The following is a 16,308-nucleotide window of genomic DNA, read 5'->3' as shown; positions in this document are numbered from 1 at the left end:
GCGTAGAGGTTGACACGTGACGATGATTGATTACTGCGTGTCGGTCTTTTCTTCCATCACCATCGCCGTCACCACGGCCTCGCACACCACCTCATTGTCGACGAATGCCTTCCCCTGCATCTTCCAGAAAGGCGGACGCGTCTTGAGCACATCGATCTCCAACCGGAGCTGATCACCTGGAACGACCGGTTTCCTGAATTTGGCGTCCTCAACACCCGTCAAATACATGATGGTCTTGCCGACCGTCCCTCCCGACTTGAAGACCAACACCCCCCCCACCTGCGCCATGGCCTCGATCATCAACACCCCCGGCATGATTGGGCGCCCTGGGAAATGGCCTTGGAAGAACGGCTCATTGACCGTCACATTCTTGATCCCGACGATCCGCTTATGCGGCTCAAACTCTTTCACACGATCTACTAACAGGAAAGGGTACCGGTGGGGAAGTAATGCTTGAATTTCAGCCTGCTCGACCGACGCCATTGCCCTGCCTCCTCTCTGTCCCTGATTTAAGGGTTTTGCCGATCAAATTCTTTGACAACCGACTCCGTCACATCCAACGCAGCCTGATGATAGAGTACGATGCGAAGCATCGCGTCATTGCCCTTATCGAGAATGGCCGCATAACCTTCTTTTTGAGCGACAGATTGCGCCGCTGCCGCAATCTTTCGCGAATAGTCTGCGACCATTTCACCTCGCTTCTGCTGCACCTCACGATTAAACTCTTGCACTCGATGCTGATAGGCTTCTACCTTGCTTCGAAGCTGTTCCTCCTTCTCTTGCCGAACCGCATCGGTGAGCTTGGTATTCGGATCCTCCAAGGATTGTTGCAATTCCTTGAGCTCCTGCTCATCAGCATTGATAATCTTCTGCCTGGTCTGGGCATAACCCGCCATATCATCCAATGCCGCCTTCCCCGCCTTGCTTCGCTCCATGACGGTCTGTTGATCCAACACCCCGACCCTGGCCGAGTCTCCGGCATATAACGGCGTCGCCCCTTGGGCCATGCACCACAGAACGGCCAACCCGATCATGTTCGTACGATTCATCATGACCTACCTCCCACCGACACTTACGGATATTCTCGGTTGAACTCCTCAATCACTTGGTTTGAAATATCCAACCCCTCTTCGTGATAGATAGTTGGACCTCCCTTACTCCTATCGACAACTACCTGTAATCCCAGACGCTTTGCAACTTTTGCCACCACGGCTTCGACCTTGTCGCGAAACCCTTCCAAAACATCCTTTTGTTTTTCCTGAACCTCACGATTCAATTCCGCGGCCTTTTGTTGATACTCCTGCATGCGTCGACGAAATTGTTCCTCTCGCTCCCGCTTCCCCGTCTGGCTGAGGATGGACGCCTGTCGCGAAAAATCCTCCTCCATCCGTCGCAACTCCCGTTCTTCTGACTCCATCAAGGCCTGTCGATTCTTGGAGAAAGAGGCCAGATTGTCCTTTGCCCGCTTCCCCACGTTCGTTTCGTTCAGAAGACGCTGCGCATTGATCACCCCAACCTTGTTCTCCATCTTGACTGCGGTACCCGCACAGCCGCCAACAACGTACGCGAGAACGCCCAGCCCAGCCAGCCATCCGATCCGCGAGATTCCCCCCCAGGGCCGCTTCCAGTTCACAGTACACCTGCCACAATAAGACTCCGTTTAGAACAAGGTTCCGATCGTAAATTCAAACACACCGAATCGCTCACCGGTTCGTTTATCTAGATTGATTCCATAGGCAACACGCAATGGACCAAATGGCGAAATCCACCGTCCTTCTAGACCAGCTGCAGGCCGAAGATGGATCGACAGCGGTTCGTCGTCATCAAACCCTTTGCCGTAATCGAAGAAGAGCACACCATTCAATTTAGCCTCCGCGGAGATCGTAAAGATCAACTCGCTGCTGAAGATCAACTGTTTTGCGGCACCAAATGGAGCATGGGTGGTTGGAACCGTGGGGCCGGCTCGGCCAAAGGAAAACCCGCGCATGGTATTGATGCCGCCCACGAAGAATCGTTCACTCAACGGGATCTGCGTCCCACCCTGTGCTCGAACCTCGCCAAAACGCGCACGCAGCGATACTCGCAGGTCGTAGGGAAGCGGCGTGACCTTGATCACGTCTGCATAGTACTTGATGAAGTTGTTGCTCCCCCCCATCAGGGGCGTGCCGATATCAAACCCACCGCCGATCCGCCAGCCGGTCCTGGGATCGATGTAATAGTCTCTGGTATCCCGAAAGAGTGCCAATCGAAAGCCCGTCGACGACCGTGTGCCTAATTGGCGACAAACGATAGGGACCAAATCAGGACAAAGGCCGTCTTGCGGATCCTTGTACGTAATTTCTTCTGCAAAGATACTGATGCTCCCCGTCACATACTCCGAGAGCCAACGCCCGAGTGTGATGTTCCCGCCTGTTCGGTTCTCAAAATAGGAAAGGTAATTCGTCTGACTGCGATAGCCGTCGACCTGGAGCGACGTCAACGAATCATAGAGATAGGGATTGCGGAAGGTGATGGACCCGAGACTTCGCCGCTGCCCGAGCTGCCCGCGGATGCGACCAAGATACCCATATCCGCCCAAATTCCCCTGCGTAATATCAGCGATCGCCACGAGCCGGTCAAGAGTGCTAAAGCCTCCCCCCAGGCTGAACATGCCGGTCGGCTTTTCCTTGACCCGTACGTTCAGATCGACTTTGTCGGGCGCAACCTGATTCGGCAGAATCTCGACCGTCTCGAAGAAGTTCAGGTTATTTAGTCGCTGAAAACTGCGCTTCAGCGAGGCGGTATCGATCACATCCTGTTCATCAACCCGAATCTCACGCCGAATGACATTGTCTCGCGTCTTATCATTTCCATAGATATTGATTTGCCGGATACGCATCATCTCGCCTTCTTTGACGTTGAGGATGATGCTGACCATCCGTTCTTCATTGTTCGGAATGACGCTGGGCACTACTTCAGCGAAGGAATACCCCTTACTCCCGTACAAATCGGTCAACCGCGTCATCTCATCCCTGATTTTCGCCCGTTGAAAGATCTCCCCTTCTTTGATCTTCAACCCAGCACGAAGCTCAGGATCCTCGAACACCGTGTGCCCACGAAACCCGACTTCCCCGACCGTGAATGGTTCTCCCTCGGAAATCGAATAGTGGACAGTGAACCACTTTTTATCTTCGGTCAATTCAACGGACGGCTGGCTGACTCGAGCGTTGAAATACCCCTTATTCAACAAGACTTCTTTGATCCGCTCGACATCATTCCCCATCTCTTCGCGTTTCAGCACCCCGGCATCAGAAAAAAAGGAGGGGAGCTTCATCTGTGTCATGAGTCCGTACCAAGGAATCCATTCCCTGGTTGCCATGACATTGAGCAATTCAGCCTTGCTCACCCCGGTAATCCCTTCAAACACCACCGTCTTGACTCTCGCCTTCTCTCCCTCAGTCACATGAAAGATCAGGCGCATCCGATCCTCATCGATGGCCTGAACCACCGGAATGACTTGCGCACTGTAGTACCCGTCCTGCTGATAGGCGAGACGAAGCCGCTCGGCACTCTCCTTCACCTGTTGTTGGTCCAGAAACGTCTGGCTCTTAATGGTCGTCTTTTCCTTGAGCTTCTCGTCACTCAGATGCTCATTTCCGTCAAAAACGACCTCGCTGATGAAGGGCTTTTCTCGCACAACAAAGGTCACCGCCATACCGGCTGCAACTGACTCGGTTTCCACCTGCACATCTTCGAAAAATCCTGTGTCGTACAGAATTCGAATCTGGCCACGCACATGTTCTGAGGTATAGGGATCATCCGGTTTGAGGGTGAGGCGACCGACAATAGCCGGCACCTCGATCCGCTTGGCTCCCCGGATATCGATCGAAGCCACCTTCGGCTCAACGCCTTGCCCATACACATCGAGCCCACCCAAGAAGACAGAAACCAACAGTGCCGCGACCAGCAGTGATCGGGATCTGTAAACGACATGCCCGGTCACCAATGAGGAATCCTCTGGCGCAAAATGGAGATGGACGGCAGGGGCGACATCATTATCATGGGTTCCTCACGATACGTAACACGCTCAGCTCGTTTGATCGCACACCGATTGCACACCAGCCCCCAACTGGTGACGTTCTCACCACCACATTCTTCACTCACACCCCGCTGGAGACAACGACCCTCCACGTCTCCGAATCACCGCACAGACTCGCAAAAATTCTGGATTATATTGAGGTCGTCACACATTGTAAAGCAGCGATCGAGCGCGCGCTTGGAGAATTACCAGTGCTCTGCGCATCAATCTACCCATCGAACCAGATACACTGAGTATCAACCATACCTACACGCAGATCCCGTATGGGTTCCCCTACGCATGACGTCGGCTCTTGTCCAGAGCAAGACGATTCGGCACAAGTGCTGCACCGGCGCAGGTGATGGGGCCCCGTAGGAGGAAGGGACCATCGTAAGTATCCCAGCGCAGTCCCAATAATTGCCTGAGATCATCTACCACTCACTCTCACACTCCATGCAATCAGTTTGTCTGTTTCTTGACTTCACTCCACTCATCACATACTATCCTCACATGTCTCGCCTCGCAGTCAGAAAAGCGGTCATCCCAGCAGCTGGCCTGGGAACACGATTTCTTCCCGCGACCAAAGCCTCTCCCAAGGAGATGCTGCCCCTGGTCGACAAGCCGCTCATTCAATATACGGTTGAAGAAGCCGTAGCCTCAGGGATCGAAGATATTATTGTGATCACAGGGCGCGGCAAACGTGCCATTGAAGACCACTTTGACCGTTCCGTGGAGTTGGAAGAAAATCTGAAGGGAACTGGAAAGAGCCAAGTCCTCCATCAAATTCGACAAATTTCAAACCTTGCGAACTTCTGCTATGTCCGCCAGTCAGAGGCACTGGGTTTGGGACATGCCGTCCTGTGTGCCCAACACCTCATTGGGGACGAACCCTTTGCGGTGATTCTGGGAGACGAAATCATCGACGCCGATGTGCCGGGGCTCGCTCAACTCATCCACGTCTATAAGAAACGCCACGGGGCAGTCCTTGGAGTGCAGGATGTTCCGAAGGCGGATGTCAGCCGATATGGCATCGTCACTCCGAAACGCCTCTCTCATGGGTTACATCGAGTGGAGGATTTGATTGAGAAACCGTCACCCACCGATGCACCTTCTACGCTCGCTGTGATCGGCCGCTATGTACTTCCTCCGGAAATCTTTCCGATCCTACGGAAAACAGCCCCAGGGAAGAACGGAGAAATTCAATTGACCGATGCGCTCAAGACACTGGCAAAAAAATCTCCGATGTATGCGCTCGAGGTAGAGGGCCAGCGCCACGACGCTGGAGACAAGCTTGGATTTTTGATCGCAACCGTGGAGTTTGCACTCAAGAACCCGGCATTGGGTGCAGAGTTCCGCGATTACCTCTCGACCAGGATGCATACCACATCGAATAATCGTCGCGGATGACGCTGTCGGTCCTGATGGCCACTCTGTCGCTAAGGATCTTGCAACGACCAATCTGCACCCAGTTTGACCGTGAGCAGATTGTTCGCTCGGCACATCACACAATCTCAAATTGGCACTTCTTCCTGAACGTGGCGTACGACAGAGTGAGCAAATCGTTCCCAGGCACGATAGCAATAGCAGCCTTGGTCCCTTGACCCGGAATTCCATGTGTAGCGCAACCAAACAGGTCCATATATTATGACCGACCCAAACGAGCAAGATATTCAACCCCCACAAAACATTGAGGTTCCCAGCCAACTCCCGCTGTTACCAGTCCGAGACATTGTCGTCTTTCCGTATATGGTCCTTCCGTTGTTCGTTGGACGCGATATGTCGATCAAGGCCATAGAAGCGGCCTTGGCTGGCAACCGGATGCTTTTCCTTACCACCCAAAAAGCGTTGGATGTCGAGAATCCGACCCCCAAGGATATCCACACCGTTGGAACCGTCGGCATCATCATGCGGATGCTGAAGCTGCCGGATGAACGCATCAAAATTTTGGTACAAGGCATCGCCAAAGCCAAGATCAACAAATATATCCAAACCGACCCGTATTACTCCGTTCGAATCGATAAAGTCCCGGACACGAAACCGACGGCCACGCCGCTGGAGGCCGAAGCCGTGATGCGGACCGTCAAGGAACAGATCGAACGGATCGTCAGTTTGGGCAAGGTCCTGATCCCCGATGTCATGGTCGTCATCGAAAATCTCGAGGAGCCGGGGCGTTTGGCCGACATGGTCGCTTCCAATCTTGGGCTCAAAGTCGACACGACCCAAGCCGTCTTGGAAATCGCCGACCCGATTCAGCGACTTCGCCAGGTCAGCGACATCCTCGGAAAAGAAATCGAAGTCCTCTCCATGCAGCAGAAGATCCAGGCACAAGCCAAAGGCGAGATGGACAAAACCCAGCGCGAATATTTTCTCAGGGAACAACTGAAAGCGATTCAGAAGGAGTTGGGTGAACTAGATGAACGAACGGAAGAAGTCACTGAATTCCGCAAACGCATCAAAGACGCCAAGATGCCCGAGAAGGTGCTGAAGGAAGCGGAAAAACAGCTGAAACGCCTGGAGAAAATGCATCCCGACACCGCCGAGTCCGCCACCGTCCGAACCTATCTGGAGTGGATGGTCGAGTTGCCCTGGTCGAAGCGTTCGAAGGATAATCTGGAGCTGAAAGCTGCGGCCAAGGTGCTGAACGAAGACCACTACGATCTTGAAAAGGTCAAAGAGCGCATCCTGGAATATCTGGCGGTTCGAAAACTCAAAGAGAAAATGAAGGGACCGATCTTGTGTTTCGTCGGCCCGCCCGGAGTCGGCAAAACCTCGTTGGGTAAATCAATTGCCAAAGCCTTAGGTCGGGAATTCGTGCGGATCAGCTTGGGTGGTGTGCGGGATGAGGCAGAAATCCGTGGCCATCGCCGCACCTACGTCGGAGCATTGCCCGGCCGTATCATCCAAGGCATGAAACAGGCGGGAACCAGTAATCCCGTGTTTATGCTGGACGAGGTGGACAAGGTGGGAATGGATTTCCGAGGCGACCCTTCTGCCGCCTTACTCGAAGTGCTCGACCCTGAACAGAACACGGCCTTCACCGACCACTACCTCGGAGTCCCCTTTGACCTGACCGAAGTGATGTTCATCACCACGGCCAATTTGATCGATCCGATCCTGCCTGCACTGCGCGATCGGATGGAGGTCATTGAAATCCCAGGATACACCGAGGAGGAAAAACTCGGCATCGCCCAGCGTTACTTGATTCCGCGCCAACTCGACGAACACGGCATCACGAACAAACATGTGCAGCTCACGGAACCTGCCATCAGACAAATTATCTCGCACTACACTAGGGAAGCCGGGGTTCGGAACCTCGAGCGCGAGATCGCAAACGTCATGCGCAAGGTCGCAAAGAAAGTGGCCGAAGGCAAAGGGCAGGGCTTCTCCATCGATCCATCCAATCTCAATAAATACCTCGGTGTCTCGAAATATGTTCCGGAAGCCGAGCTCGAGCAAGATGAGACCGGCGTCGCCACCGGTCTGGCCTGGACCGAGGCAGGGGGCGACGTGCTGTACATTGAGGCGACCGTCATGAAAGGTAAAGGCCAATTAACCCTCACCGGCCACCTCGGGGATGTCATGAAAGAGTCCGCACAAGCGGCCCTCAGCTATGTCCGTTCAAGGGAGAAAAGCCTGAACATCGATCCCACCGTGTTCAACAAGCAAGATCTGCATATCCATGTCCCGGCCGGGGCCATCCCCAAGGATGGACCCTCCGCCGGCATCACGATGGCCACAGCTATTGCCTCGGCCTTCTCTGGTATTCCTACAAGGCGGGACCTGGCCATGACGGGAGAGATCACCTTGCGCGGCCGCGTCCTTCCGATCGGAGGACTAAAAGAAAAGATCCTGGCAGCCAAACGGGCCAAGCTCACGACCGTCATCCTGCCTCGCCGGAACAAAAAAGATCTCGAAGAAATTCCCAAACACCTGCTGAAAGGCATTCAGTTGGCGTTTGTCGATACCATGGATGACGTTATGAAGATCGCGCTCCGTCGACGTGGGAAGACGCCACCAGCTTCGAAGAAACAACCAGCCTCTCCGGCACCAGCCCGCATCCGTCCGCTACGATCAGGCAAAGGGCGGCGGTCTCACGAGCTGCCGGCCACGGCGATGGCCGACCGAATCCCGGCACGTTCATAGGATCGCTTTGTGGCCAATCGCAAGGCCAAATCAGTCATTCAGGAATTCCCTCTGATCCAAGGCCTCGCGGGCCGGTTCGCTCGCCCAGCGCCTGGCCTTGTCCAGGGCATCGGGGACGATGCCGCAGTCGTTAAACCCACCGCACAGACCTGGTGGCATGTCACGACAGACCTGCTCGCGGAAGGAATCCATTTCAACTTCAAGTCTGCGGCCCCCGAATCCGTCGGGTATCGAGCCGCCATGGCCAACCTCAGCGATCTGGCCGCTATGGGGGCCACCCCTCACTATCTGCTTGTCTCACTCGCCATCCCAAAGGCACTGAAACCATCGCACATCTTCACACTCTACAGCGGCATGATGAGCGCATGCCGCCGGTATCGCGTCGCACTCATTGGTGGAGATACCTCTGCCTCCAAGAACGGGCTCTTTCTCAATATCACGCTCATTGGGACCACCCCCACACAACAGGCTCTCTTTCGCCACGGCGCTCACGTTGGAGACCTGATTTACGTCACCGGTACGCTTGGAGACTCCCTTGCCGGCCTTCGCCTCGTGATGCCGCTCCACAAGGCTCAAGGCTCGAGGAAGGAGAGGATCGCCCTCTCCCCCTCGCATGAACGATTTCTGATAGGCCGCCACTTCCGCCCAACGGCGAGAGTCGCCGAAGGACAGTGGGTTAATAGACAGCGGCTGGCCTCTGCCGCCATTGATGTGTCCGATGGTCTCTCGGGAGATCTTCGGCACTTATGCGAGAAGAGTGGAGTCGGCGCCGAAATTGAAGCTGAGAAACTCCCCATCTCGGTGGCCTGCCAAGCCTACGGCCAAGCAACGGGCTGCTCACCGGTTCAACTCGCACTCACCGGAGGCGAAGACTATGAACTGCTCTTCACCGTCGCTCCGGGCTCCCGAAGGACGATTGAACAGCAGGCCCGCACCCGTGGCTATCACATGACCTGTATCGGTACCATTCGCCCAAAACGATTTGGCCTTCAGTTGTCATCCGACGGGCAGAGACGCCCGCTGCTGGCCACCAGTTACGAGCACTTCCGGTAAATGTCCGAACTCAGCAAACAACCAGTGGGTGGTGGTCGATCCTTCCGTGCACTGTTTCGCCAAATTCTTCATCTGCAAGAATCGCCGCGCCGTACGGCCTTGGCCTTCGCTCTGGGCGTCTTTATCGCGTTCTCGCCGGCTTATGGCCTACATACAGCGATGGTAGCGTTGTGCACCTGGTTGTTCGGTCTGAATTTTATCGCGTTGTTGGCTGGGGCATGGATCAACAATCCCTGGACAATCATTCCGATCCTCGGCGCAACCTATTGGACCGGGGCCTTCTTGCTCGGACGAACTGATGCACCCACCTTCAACTGGCAGGACTTGAGCTTCAACGGGATCTATGACCAAGTCCTCCCGTACGCCGGTCCCTTTGCGCTTGGAGGACTCACCCTGAGTATACTTGGCGCCTTGATGTCATACCCTGCCGCGTATTTCTTCATTACAAAATACCGGCCTGCGCCGCCATCCGATCAGGCCGAACCATTGCCCCCCTCTGACCGAGTGGGCTAAGATAATCGGTACCCATGGAATCGGTAGACCGGCCTGATGCTCCCTATGATGGATCCGCCCTCATCGCCGATCCAATTCATAAGTACGTTACCTTTACCGTTCCATTTGCAAACCCGGACCCACATGAACATACCGAGAAGGACCTGATCGATTCCCCTTGGGTCCAGCGTCTACGATACATCTACCAGTTGCAGAGCGCCCGCTGGGTCTATCCATCCGCTGAACACACCAGATTCGTTCACTCCCTCGGAACCATGCATGTGGCAGGACGATTTGCTCGACATTTGTACCCCTTTCTCAAAAATACCCTCAAAGACGTACCGTCGGCCAACTATGTTGAAGAGCTCTTACGGATCACGGCTTTGGTGCATGATATCGGACACGGTCCGTTCTGCCATTTCTTCGACGACAATTTTCTCCACGGATTCGGTCTGACCCATGAACGTTTGGGGCAAATTATCATCCGAGACCATCTCGCCCCCCTGATCAAAAGAATCCGCCGAAGTCCTTCTGGCCCCTTCGCCAAAGGGGAAGAGTTAAATCCTGACCAGATCGCCCATCTGATTCTGAAGGAAAAAGACAAAGACAACTCTCGCCTCCCTCGATGGCTGAACATGCTCCAACCGGTCATCTCCGGAAGCTACACCGGGGACAATCTTGATTACGTCCTGAGAGATTCGTACATGTGCGGCGTCGCGGTGGGACCGGTCGATCTCACACGGCTCATTCATTACACTATCGTGACCGAGAAAGGATTCACCATTCATAAGACCGGGCTCCCCGCACTCCAGATGTTCCTCAACACCCGGATGTATCTCTATTCAAATGTGTACTTCCATCGCACTACCAGAGCCATCGATATCCACCTTCGCAACATTTTCGGAGACACGATGAAGCACATCTGTCCCCGCGATCCACGAAAGAATATGGGTGGTTATTGTCGACTGACCGACTGGTCGCTCTTGGAGGAAGTCCGAGGGTGGGCGAACAGCCGCAACAGAACCCGCCGACAGTTGGGACAGGAATGGGCAAGGATCTTGGACCGTAACGTCAAATGGAAGATGGCCTACAGCACGACCTTAAAAGAAAAGGGACAGGAGCGCGGAATGGCCTTCCCCAGCCATCAGCACTTTGAACAACAGATTCTCAAGGAGTTACCAACTCGTCTGAAGCAAATCCCCTTTCGAGTGGATATGGCGCTGTTGGATCCACGGCCAGACCCCAAGGACTCGCGGGGAAATCCGCTGTATGTCTATGATCCCGGCACAGGCCAGGTTTCGACTGAGCTATTGGAAGAATGCTTAGATCTGCTGCCCACGAGACTGGTCCAATTTCGGATTTACTCGCCAGACCATGCCCACGATGCAGCCCTCTCACAAGCCGCTGCAACCGTGCTGAATAAAACACCAACCAGCCTGGAATCGCACTACTGAACGCCCTTCGCTGAGCCGTTTGACCATGAGGTTTCTCAACCCACTTCGTGGTAGCCCCAGGCTCGACCACACACCATTTACATACCTAATTCTGCCCCACTACTCTGTTAGAGCCACACCCTACATCTGCTCCCGGCTCATGCAAATTTGAACACTCCTGTACCAATATCGACAGAGGCTTCATGGCGAGTTCCGAACTCGGCCTTATTTTTCATTGACATAGCCATATCGGTTTTGGTCTGTGATTTGCTGCTCTTATGATTCGTTCACATATGTCTCTCGTAGCCCATTCACAAGCAAGGAGCCGTGTTATGTCTATGCTGAAGCACTCCCTTAAGCGAGGACTCATGCGGTCAGCTTCGATTGTGATGTGCACCCTGGCACTCTCCCTCACACCAGCGCATGCAGCGTTTGTGTCCTACTCGTTCACTGGCATGACCGATGCTCAGAACCCTGGCGACTCGCTTCCCGTTCTCGGCTCCTTTCAATTTAACAAAGCCACGGATGGGAACGGTGGCGTTTATAATGGCGCCGTGACGAACTTCCGTGTGACCATCGGGACATACACTTCGTCCTTTTCCCCTGGGATCAATGGTGTGACGATTTCACAGGGCACTACTCTGGGAGGAGGGCTGAGTGGTGATCGTTGGACGCTGGTGTCTGCAGCAACCGGATCTGAATTAAGTGGTACCGTACCATACAACTTTGACATTCATCTTGACCGTAACGGGGGAGGACTGTTCACAAATACGGCTCTCCAGGATCCGCCAAGTTTCGAAAGCCTGACTCAGGCGAGATGGCGACTCTTCTTCCAAGATGAACACGGTGCTCCCTTTGCCTCTATCGGATCGATCACGAGCCTGACAGCCGTACCGCTGCCCCCGGCAGCGATTCTCTTTGGTGTCGGACTCATTGCGCTGGTCGGTCTGGGTGTGGGAGGGCTGAGAAACCTTCGAGATTCTCAGACGTGATCGGGACAAACCCTACGGATGGGCAAAACAACGGTTTCTACCCCAAGAGCTGTTTTTCCTTTGAGCGCTGGTCGAGTTGAAACCACCTACCGATATGCGGCAGAAACTATCGATCCCATTGAGCAAAGTCGAGGTCTTGGAAGATCCCACCCCCTATACCCTCATCCCGACAAGCCAGTACAATTGAAACATCTCCTCTTGATCGTCAAGGACAAGCCTTCGTTCAGTAGTTGTTTAAGCCCCGCGGAGCAGTTCGTGAAGAACCACTGAAGAACGGCGAATAACAAAAGGAGATTGCACCAGGTGAAACGGCCCGATCGGAAATTCTCGATATAGACCGTCGTATCAAGGGGTACGAACTTAGTGGTCTTCACCGAACGCATCGGGCTTGCCTATTCCGCTGTATCGTTGGGAAATTCGATCGCGCTCGGCCTTTTCTGTGACCAAATCCAAGGCACGCTGTAACGTTTCGCTCCTTGCCTTGGCGCCGAGTGCTTTTTGGCTCTCCGAAGTTGTGTGGGATTTAATCGGGCGGAAACCTGAACAAGCGCCATACGAACCTCTTGTCGGACGGAGTATCAGAATTTGTCTGACAGCGTCAAGAGATCCTGGCTGATTACGACAATAGAAACGGATGGTGCGATGAGACAAAGCGTCCGATTCTTGGGATGGCGGCTGTGACGTTGGAACCCCCTGCACCTCACCTGCGGAAGAAACTATCGATCCCATTGAGTGAGGTCCTGGTTTCAGAAAGTCCCTCCACAACACATGCTATCCAGACAAGCCGGTACGATTCAATCGGCTGCTGTCGACTATCAAAGGCAAAGACCCAGCTATTGTGCATTGAGACACGTGACCTGCGCAGAATCAGCAGCCTGCAGCGATCACCGTTCACCCTCCACACACATGCATCGCTTTGCCTAATACGAGTATCCGACGCCATATCTATCATCCCATGGAGTGAGATCAAGACCTCCGAAGATCCCGCTCACGACACGCGAGATCCCAACACACCACCACAATTTGAACGCCTACTCGTAACCACCAAAGGCAAACGCGCGCCTATAGTGCACTGAGACCTGCGACCTGAAGATTATCGTCAGACTGCTGGCACTACGATCACTGTCTACACACCAACATTGGCTGTCCTGAGAAATGTACCGAGCCAGGTAAACTTTCGTAAGTATGTTGAGCAATTCACTGATTCTTGAGACACTACGCTCAGGTCCTCACCGACCCAATGACACTTCAAGACACACGTGCGCTCTTGGCACCTAACCCATGAGGCGAAGTCTATGACAAACCCTACCAGCACCGCCCCAAGAGCCCTTCAACGGATCACAGTCTGTGTACTCGTGGGTATGCTCTGGATAGAAGCTGGCTGCGTCGGTCAGAGTGCCTATGAACGGCTCAAAGCCCAGGCCAAAGAAGATACGCAAACGCTTGAGGTGGTAAGAGGCGAGGTAAAGGAACTTGATCAGCTGATCGCTGAGCTGCAAGCCGCCAATCGACAAGAAGATGCAACGACAGCCGAAATGCGTATTGCGCTTCAACACGAAGAAGAACAGTTGCCGGTCATGAGACAGCGGGCAGAGACGATGCTCACCTCGCTAAAAGGGCAGGTTTCGGTGTTGCTGAACCAGAGCTGGCACCTGGCACGCAAGATCGCAGACCTTCGGCAGGAGAGTGCCTCCTTGCACAGTACGGCCGCACAGTATAAGCAGGAGATGGAAGATGCCCAAGCTGCTGTACCAATACGCACGGATGAAGAAGATCCAGTCGTCGTGCAGGCCATTGCCGTTCAACCACCCGTACCTGCCGAACCACCGGTGCAAGCACCCATCGTGACTCAACGACCAGAACCAGTGGTTCCTCTGCCAAGTCTCTCCACTCCTCCACCCTCAGTCTCATCACCGTCGATGAATGCGAACCCGCCTGATTCAGGCAACTCGTGGGTGAGCATGATTCTCAGTTGGTTCACCACATTCTGGGAATGGCTCCTCAGCTAGCATGGTCCTTGCTGCTCGTCATTGAGGCTCTCTTCCGTGCCTTGTCCCGTCACACGAAGCTTACTCCACTGTGTCGAGTTGGTCCGTACAAGACGCGCCCGTGGCAAGGCAAGCTGTGAAGTAAAGGTATCCAACCCCCTTCCCCTTCGTCATAGGAGTTAGGCACTTGTGGTGATCGAGCCTCTAGCAGTTTGCTGAAAAACTCGGCTTCGGCTTCGCGCATCGTTGCAGGTTGTTGGAAAGCACTGTGGCACTCTACACCTCAGAATGCTCATAAAAGCCGTCCCGCAAGGCCACAGCGAGCGAAGAGGCGAGGCGTACGCTTCGGTACATTGAGCGTCTGAGTGATGCGAGAACGCCGCTGGAGGACTTTTTCAGCATTCTGATAGCTTCTTATGTGGCACGATCGACAGTATCTCATACTACTTCCTCAGTCACGATAAGACCTGCACACGCCTTATTGGAGACAATGTTGATGATCACTGCGGGAATTTCCGAGTGACTTCGCCGGGGTCTTGAGGGTAAGATGACAGCATGGTGGACGATTCCTCAACCATGAGCCGAGCAGAAAAGTTAGCTCTCATCACCCCGTGGATCAATCCGGAGGAACGGATCACCGTCCAGTTTGACGACCAAGGCGATATCAATACGGTCGTGACCAACTGTACCGATCAGTTAGTCGACCTGGAGCTTGAGACACCCGTCCCTCATATGCGGCAGAAACTCTCCATCCCGCTGAGCGAGCTTGAGGTTTCAGAAGATCCCACCCACTATACCCGCGATCCCGATAAGCCCTTACAGTTTAAGCGGCTGCTGCTGATCGTAAGAGGTAAGCGCCCGACGATCGTGTATTGATGAAAGCGATCTGGATAGTGTTTCACTCTTCTGCCGAAAAGATTGCATGACTCGGATCCTTCGACTCTCAGGGAGCCATGCCTCTTGCAAGGCTCTCAGGTACGGCCCAAGGGGCACGTCCAGTCTCCAGTGCATGAACGCTTGAAAGGGCATCAGATCTTCCTTCATGGAAGCATGGTCAAGCGCATCAAGATAGGTTTTTGGTCTTCAGATCGTAGAGCAACCAGCGGATGCCCGCCACGCAAGCGTAGGACATTCATCACAAGCCTAGCGATGTGCCCGTTCCCATCCACAAACAGGTGAATAACTACGAGGCGCGAATGCGCATCAAAGCTCGTCACCGGTTCAGATGCCAGCCGTGAAACCTATTCGCCATAAGCCCACATCAGTTCGGGAATCTTTACTGCGTTGGGAAATACCACCAAGGAGCTGGCAATGCGGCGGGGAAGAGTACTATACACTCCTCCAACCTCAGGCTGACTGCTAGACACAATCCGTCGATGCAACTCACACACGGCGACTTCTGCAATCAGTGTCATCGCAGCCATAAGTTTGCGCACCCATGAGACCGCCTCATGGGCGTCGGGCACTTCAAGGTAGTCGCACAAGGGTCGCCCAACGGTAATCCCATGTTCGATCAACTCCGCCGTTTCGCGTAAAGTCAGCCTATCGCCTCGATGGCATTGCTTGGAGGTAGAGATCAAGTCGACAACTCACGAAAACGTCCGCCGGACACGCGGACGAAACACCTGCCCACGGCTTTTATGTAAAGATCACTAACCAATCCTATCACAGCTGCGTCTCGCTGGTTTCAGTAGAAGCGTTCATTACTCATGACGGGTAGGATCAGCACACTACTTCTTTGGGTAATTCACCGAACAGTCCCTCAGGATTTCCTCCCTTGTTCTTCCAATTCATTCACCGCATTTGCCTCGGTTACTTTTGAACCTTCCTTCTCAGTCTCCGCCTCTGACTTGAGATCTCGCTCGTCTTGATGGTCACCGATGAGTGCTCCGGTGATCAGCATCTGGATGCCGATGAGGAGAAAGAATAACGCGCTCTTGTACTGGCCACTCGGCTCGGCCAGTGAAAACTTATGCGCAGAGATGAGAAGGGAGAGTGCCGAGCAGAGGAATAAGAAATTTCGCATGTCAGATAACTCATGGTGAATAATGCTCCAAAGGGTATGCCTGTGGTGAGACTCGGGTCAACTGGAAATCTTGGAGTGGGACAGCGGCTGAAAACAGTCCTGTGACTTGAATTCTATTGTGATA

At 53.9% G+C, this 16,308-nt stretch carries 15 protein-coding genes; 8 read left to right on the top strand and 7 right to left on the bottom strand.

Going from position 1 to position 16,308, the window contains the following annotated elements:
* Positions 1-30 precede the first annotated feature (30 nt).
* The 4 genes from fabZ to bamA are packed head-to-tail and all read right to left on the bottom strand — an operon-like array spanning position 31 to position 3,982.
* A complete protein-coding gene (gene fabZ / locus ACYX34_RS11125; protein WP_462076634.1) occupies positions 31-483 on the bottom strand; it encodes a 3-hydroxyacyl-ACP dehydratase FabZ in 453 nt (150 codons plus the stop codon).
* Between the two features lie 26 nt (positions 484-509).
* Positions 510-1,052, bottom strand: coding sequence for an OmpH/Skp family outer membrane protein (locus ACYX34_RS11120; RefSeq protein ID WP_462076633.1), 543 nt, complete (start codon positions 1,050-1,052; stop codon positions 510-512).
* A gap of 20 nt (positions 1,053-1,072) precedes the next feature.
* On the bottom strand, positions 1,073-1,633 hold the full coding sequence (locus ACYX34_RS11115) for an OmpH/Skp family outer membrane protein (protein WP_462076632.1): 561 nt from the start codon (positions 1,631-1,633) through the stop codon (positions 1,073-1,075).
* A gap of 27 nt (positions 1,634-1,660) precedes the next feature.
* Positions 1,661-3,982 carry an outer membrane protein assembly factor BamA gene (gene bamA, locus ACYX34_RS11110; protein ID WP_462076631.1) on the bottom strand — a complete coding sequence of 774 codons (2,322 nt, stop codon included), beginning with the start codon at positions 3,980-3,982 and terminating at the stop codon, positions 1,661-1,663.
* Between the two features lie 585 nt (positions 3,983-4,567).
* On the opposite strand from bamA, the gene galU reads away from it, so the two are divergent.
* The 8 genes from galU (at position 4,568) to ACYX34_RS11070 (ending at position 15,034) form a co-directional block, all read left to right on the top strand.
* The gene (gene galU / locus ACYX34_RS11105) at positions 4,568-5,464 is read left to right on the top strand and encodes a UTP--glucose-1-phosphate uridylyltransferase GalU (protein WP_462076630.1); all 897 of its coding nucleotides are present in this window, start codon (positions 4,568-4,570) and stop codon (positions 5,462-5,464) included.
* A 237-nt stretch (positions 5,465-5,701) separates the two neighbouring features.
* The gene (gene lon / locus ACYX34_RS11100; RefSeq protein ID WP_462076629.1) at positions 5,702-8,200 is read left to right on the top strand and encodes an endopeptidase La; all 2,499 of its coding nucleotides are present in this window, start codon (positions 5,702-5,704) and stop codon (positions 8,198-8,200) included.
* A 9-nt stretch (positions 8,201-8,209) separates the two neighbouring features.
* Entirely contained in the window at positions 8,210-9,253 is a 1,044-nt protein-coding gene (gene thiL, locus ACYX34_RS11095) for a thiamine-phosphate kinase (RefSeq protein ID WP_462076628.1), read from the top strand.
* Complete coding sequence (locus tag ACYX34_RS11090; RefSeq protein ID WP_462076627.1) at positions 9,254-9,766, top strand: DUF2062 domain-containing protein; 513 nt, start codon at positions 9,254-9,256, stop codon at positions 9,764-9,766.
* A gap of 14 nt (positions 9,767-9,780) precedes the next feature.
* Entirely contained in the window at positions 9,781-11,199 is a 1,419-nt protein-coding gene (locus tag ACYX34_RS11085; RefSeq protein ID WP_462076626.1) for an HD domain-containing protein, read from the top strand.
* A gap of 311 nt (positions 11,200-11,510) precedes the next feature.
* Positions 11,511-12,170, top strand: a complete 660-nt coding sequence (locus ACYX34_RS11080) for a hypothetical protein (protein WP_462076625.1) — start codon at positions 11,511-11,513, stop codon at positions 12,168-12,170.
* A gap of 1,295 nt (positions 12,171-13,465) precedes the next feature.
* A complete protein-coding gene (locus ACYX34_RS11075) occupies positions 13,466-14,179 on the top strand; it encodes a hypothetical protein (protein WP_462076624.1) in 714 nt (237 codons plus the stop codon).
* Between the two features lie 555 nt (positions 14,180-14,734).
* Positions 14,735-15,034: a hypothetical protein gene (locus ACYX34_RS11070; protein WP_462076623.1), complete on the top strand. Its 300-nt coding sequence runs from the start codon at positions 14,735-14,737 to the stop codon at positions 15,032-15,034.
* 164 nt (positions 15,035-15,198) lie between these two features.
* Here the strand turns inward: ACYX34_RS11070 and ACYX34_RS11065 are convergent, their stop codons facing one another.
* The 3 genes from ACYX34_RS11065 to ACYX34_RS11055 all read right to left on the bottom strand — a co-directional run bounded on the left by ACYX34_RS11065 (position 15,199) and on the right by ACYX34_RS11055 (position 16,184).
* Positions 15,199-15,375 (bottom strand): Fic family protein, encoded by a 177-nt coding sequence (locus tag ACYX34_RS11065; RefSeq protein ID WP_462076622.1) that lies wholly within the window; start codon positions 15,373-15,375, stop codon positions 15,199-15,201.
* 24 nt (positions 15,376-15,399) lie between these two features.
* Complete coding sequence (locus ACYX34_RS11060) at positions 15,400-15,738, bottom strand: hypothetical protein (RefSeq protein WP_462076621.1); 339 nt, start codon at positions 15,736-15,738, stop codon at positions 15,400-15,402.
* 182 nt (positions 15,739-15,920) lie between these two features.
* The gene (locus ACYX34_RS11055; RefSeq protein WP_462076620.1) at positions 15,921-16,184 is read right to left on the bottom strand and encodes a hypothetical protein; all 264 of its coding nucleotides are present in this window, start codon (positions 16,182-16,184) and stop codon (positions 15,921-15,923) included.
* Positions 16,185-16,308 lie beyond the last annotated feature (124 nt).

It is taken from the genome of Nitrospira sp. CMX1, assembly GCF_054902215.1.
This window is presented reverse-complemented; position numbering and strand designations above follow the sequence as displayed.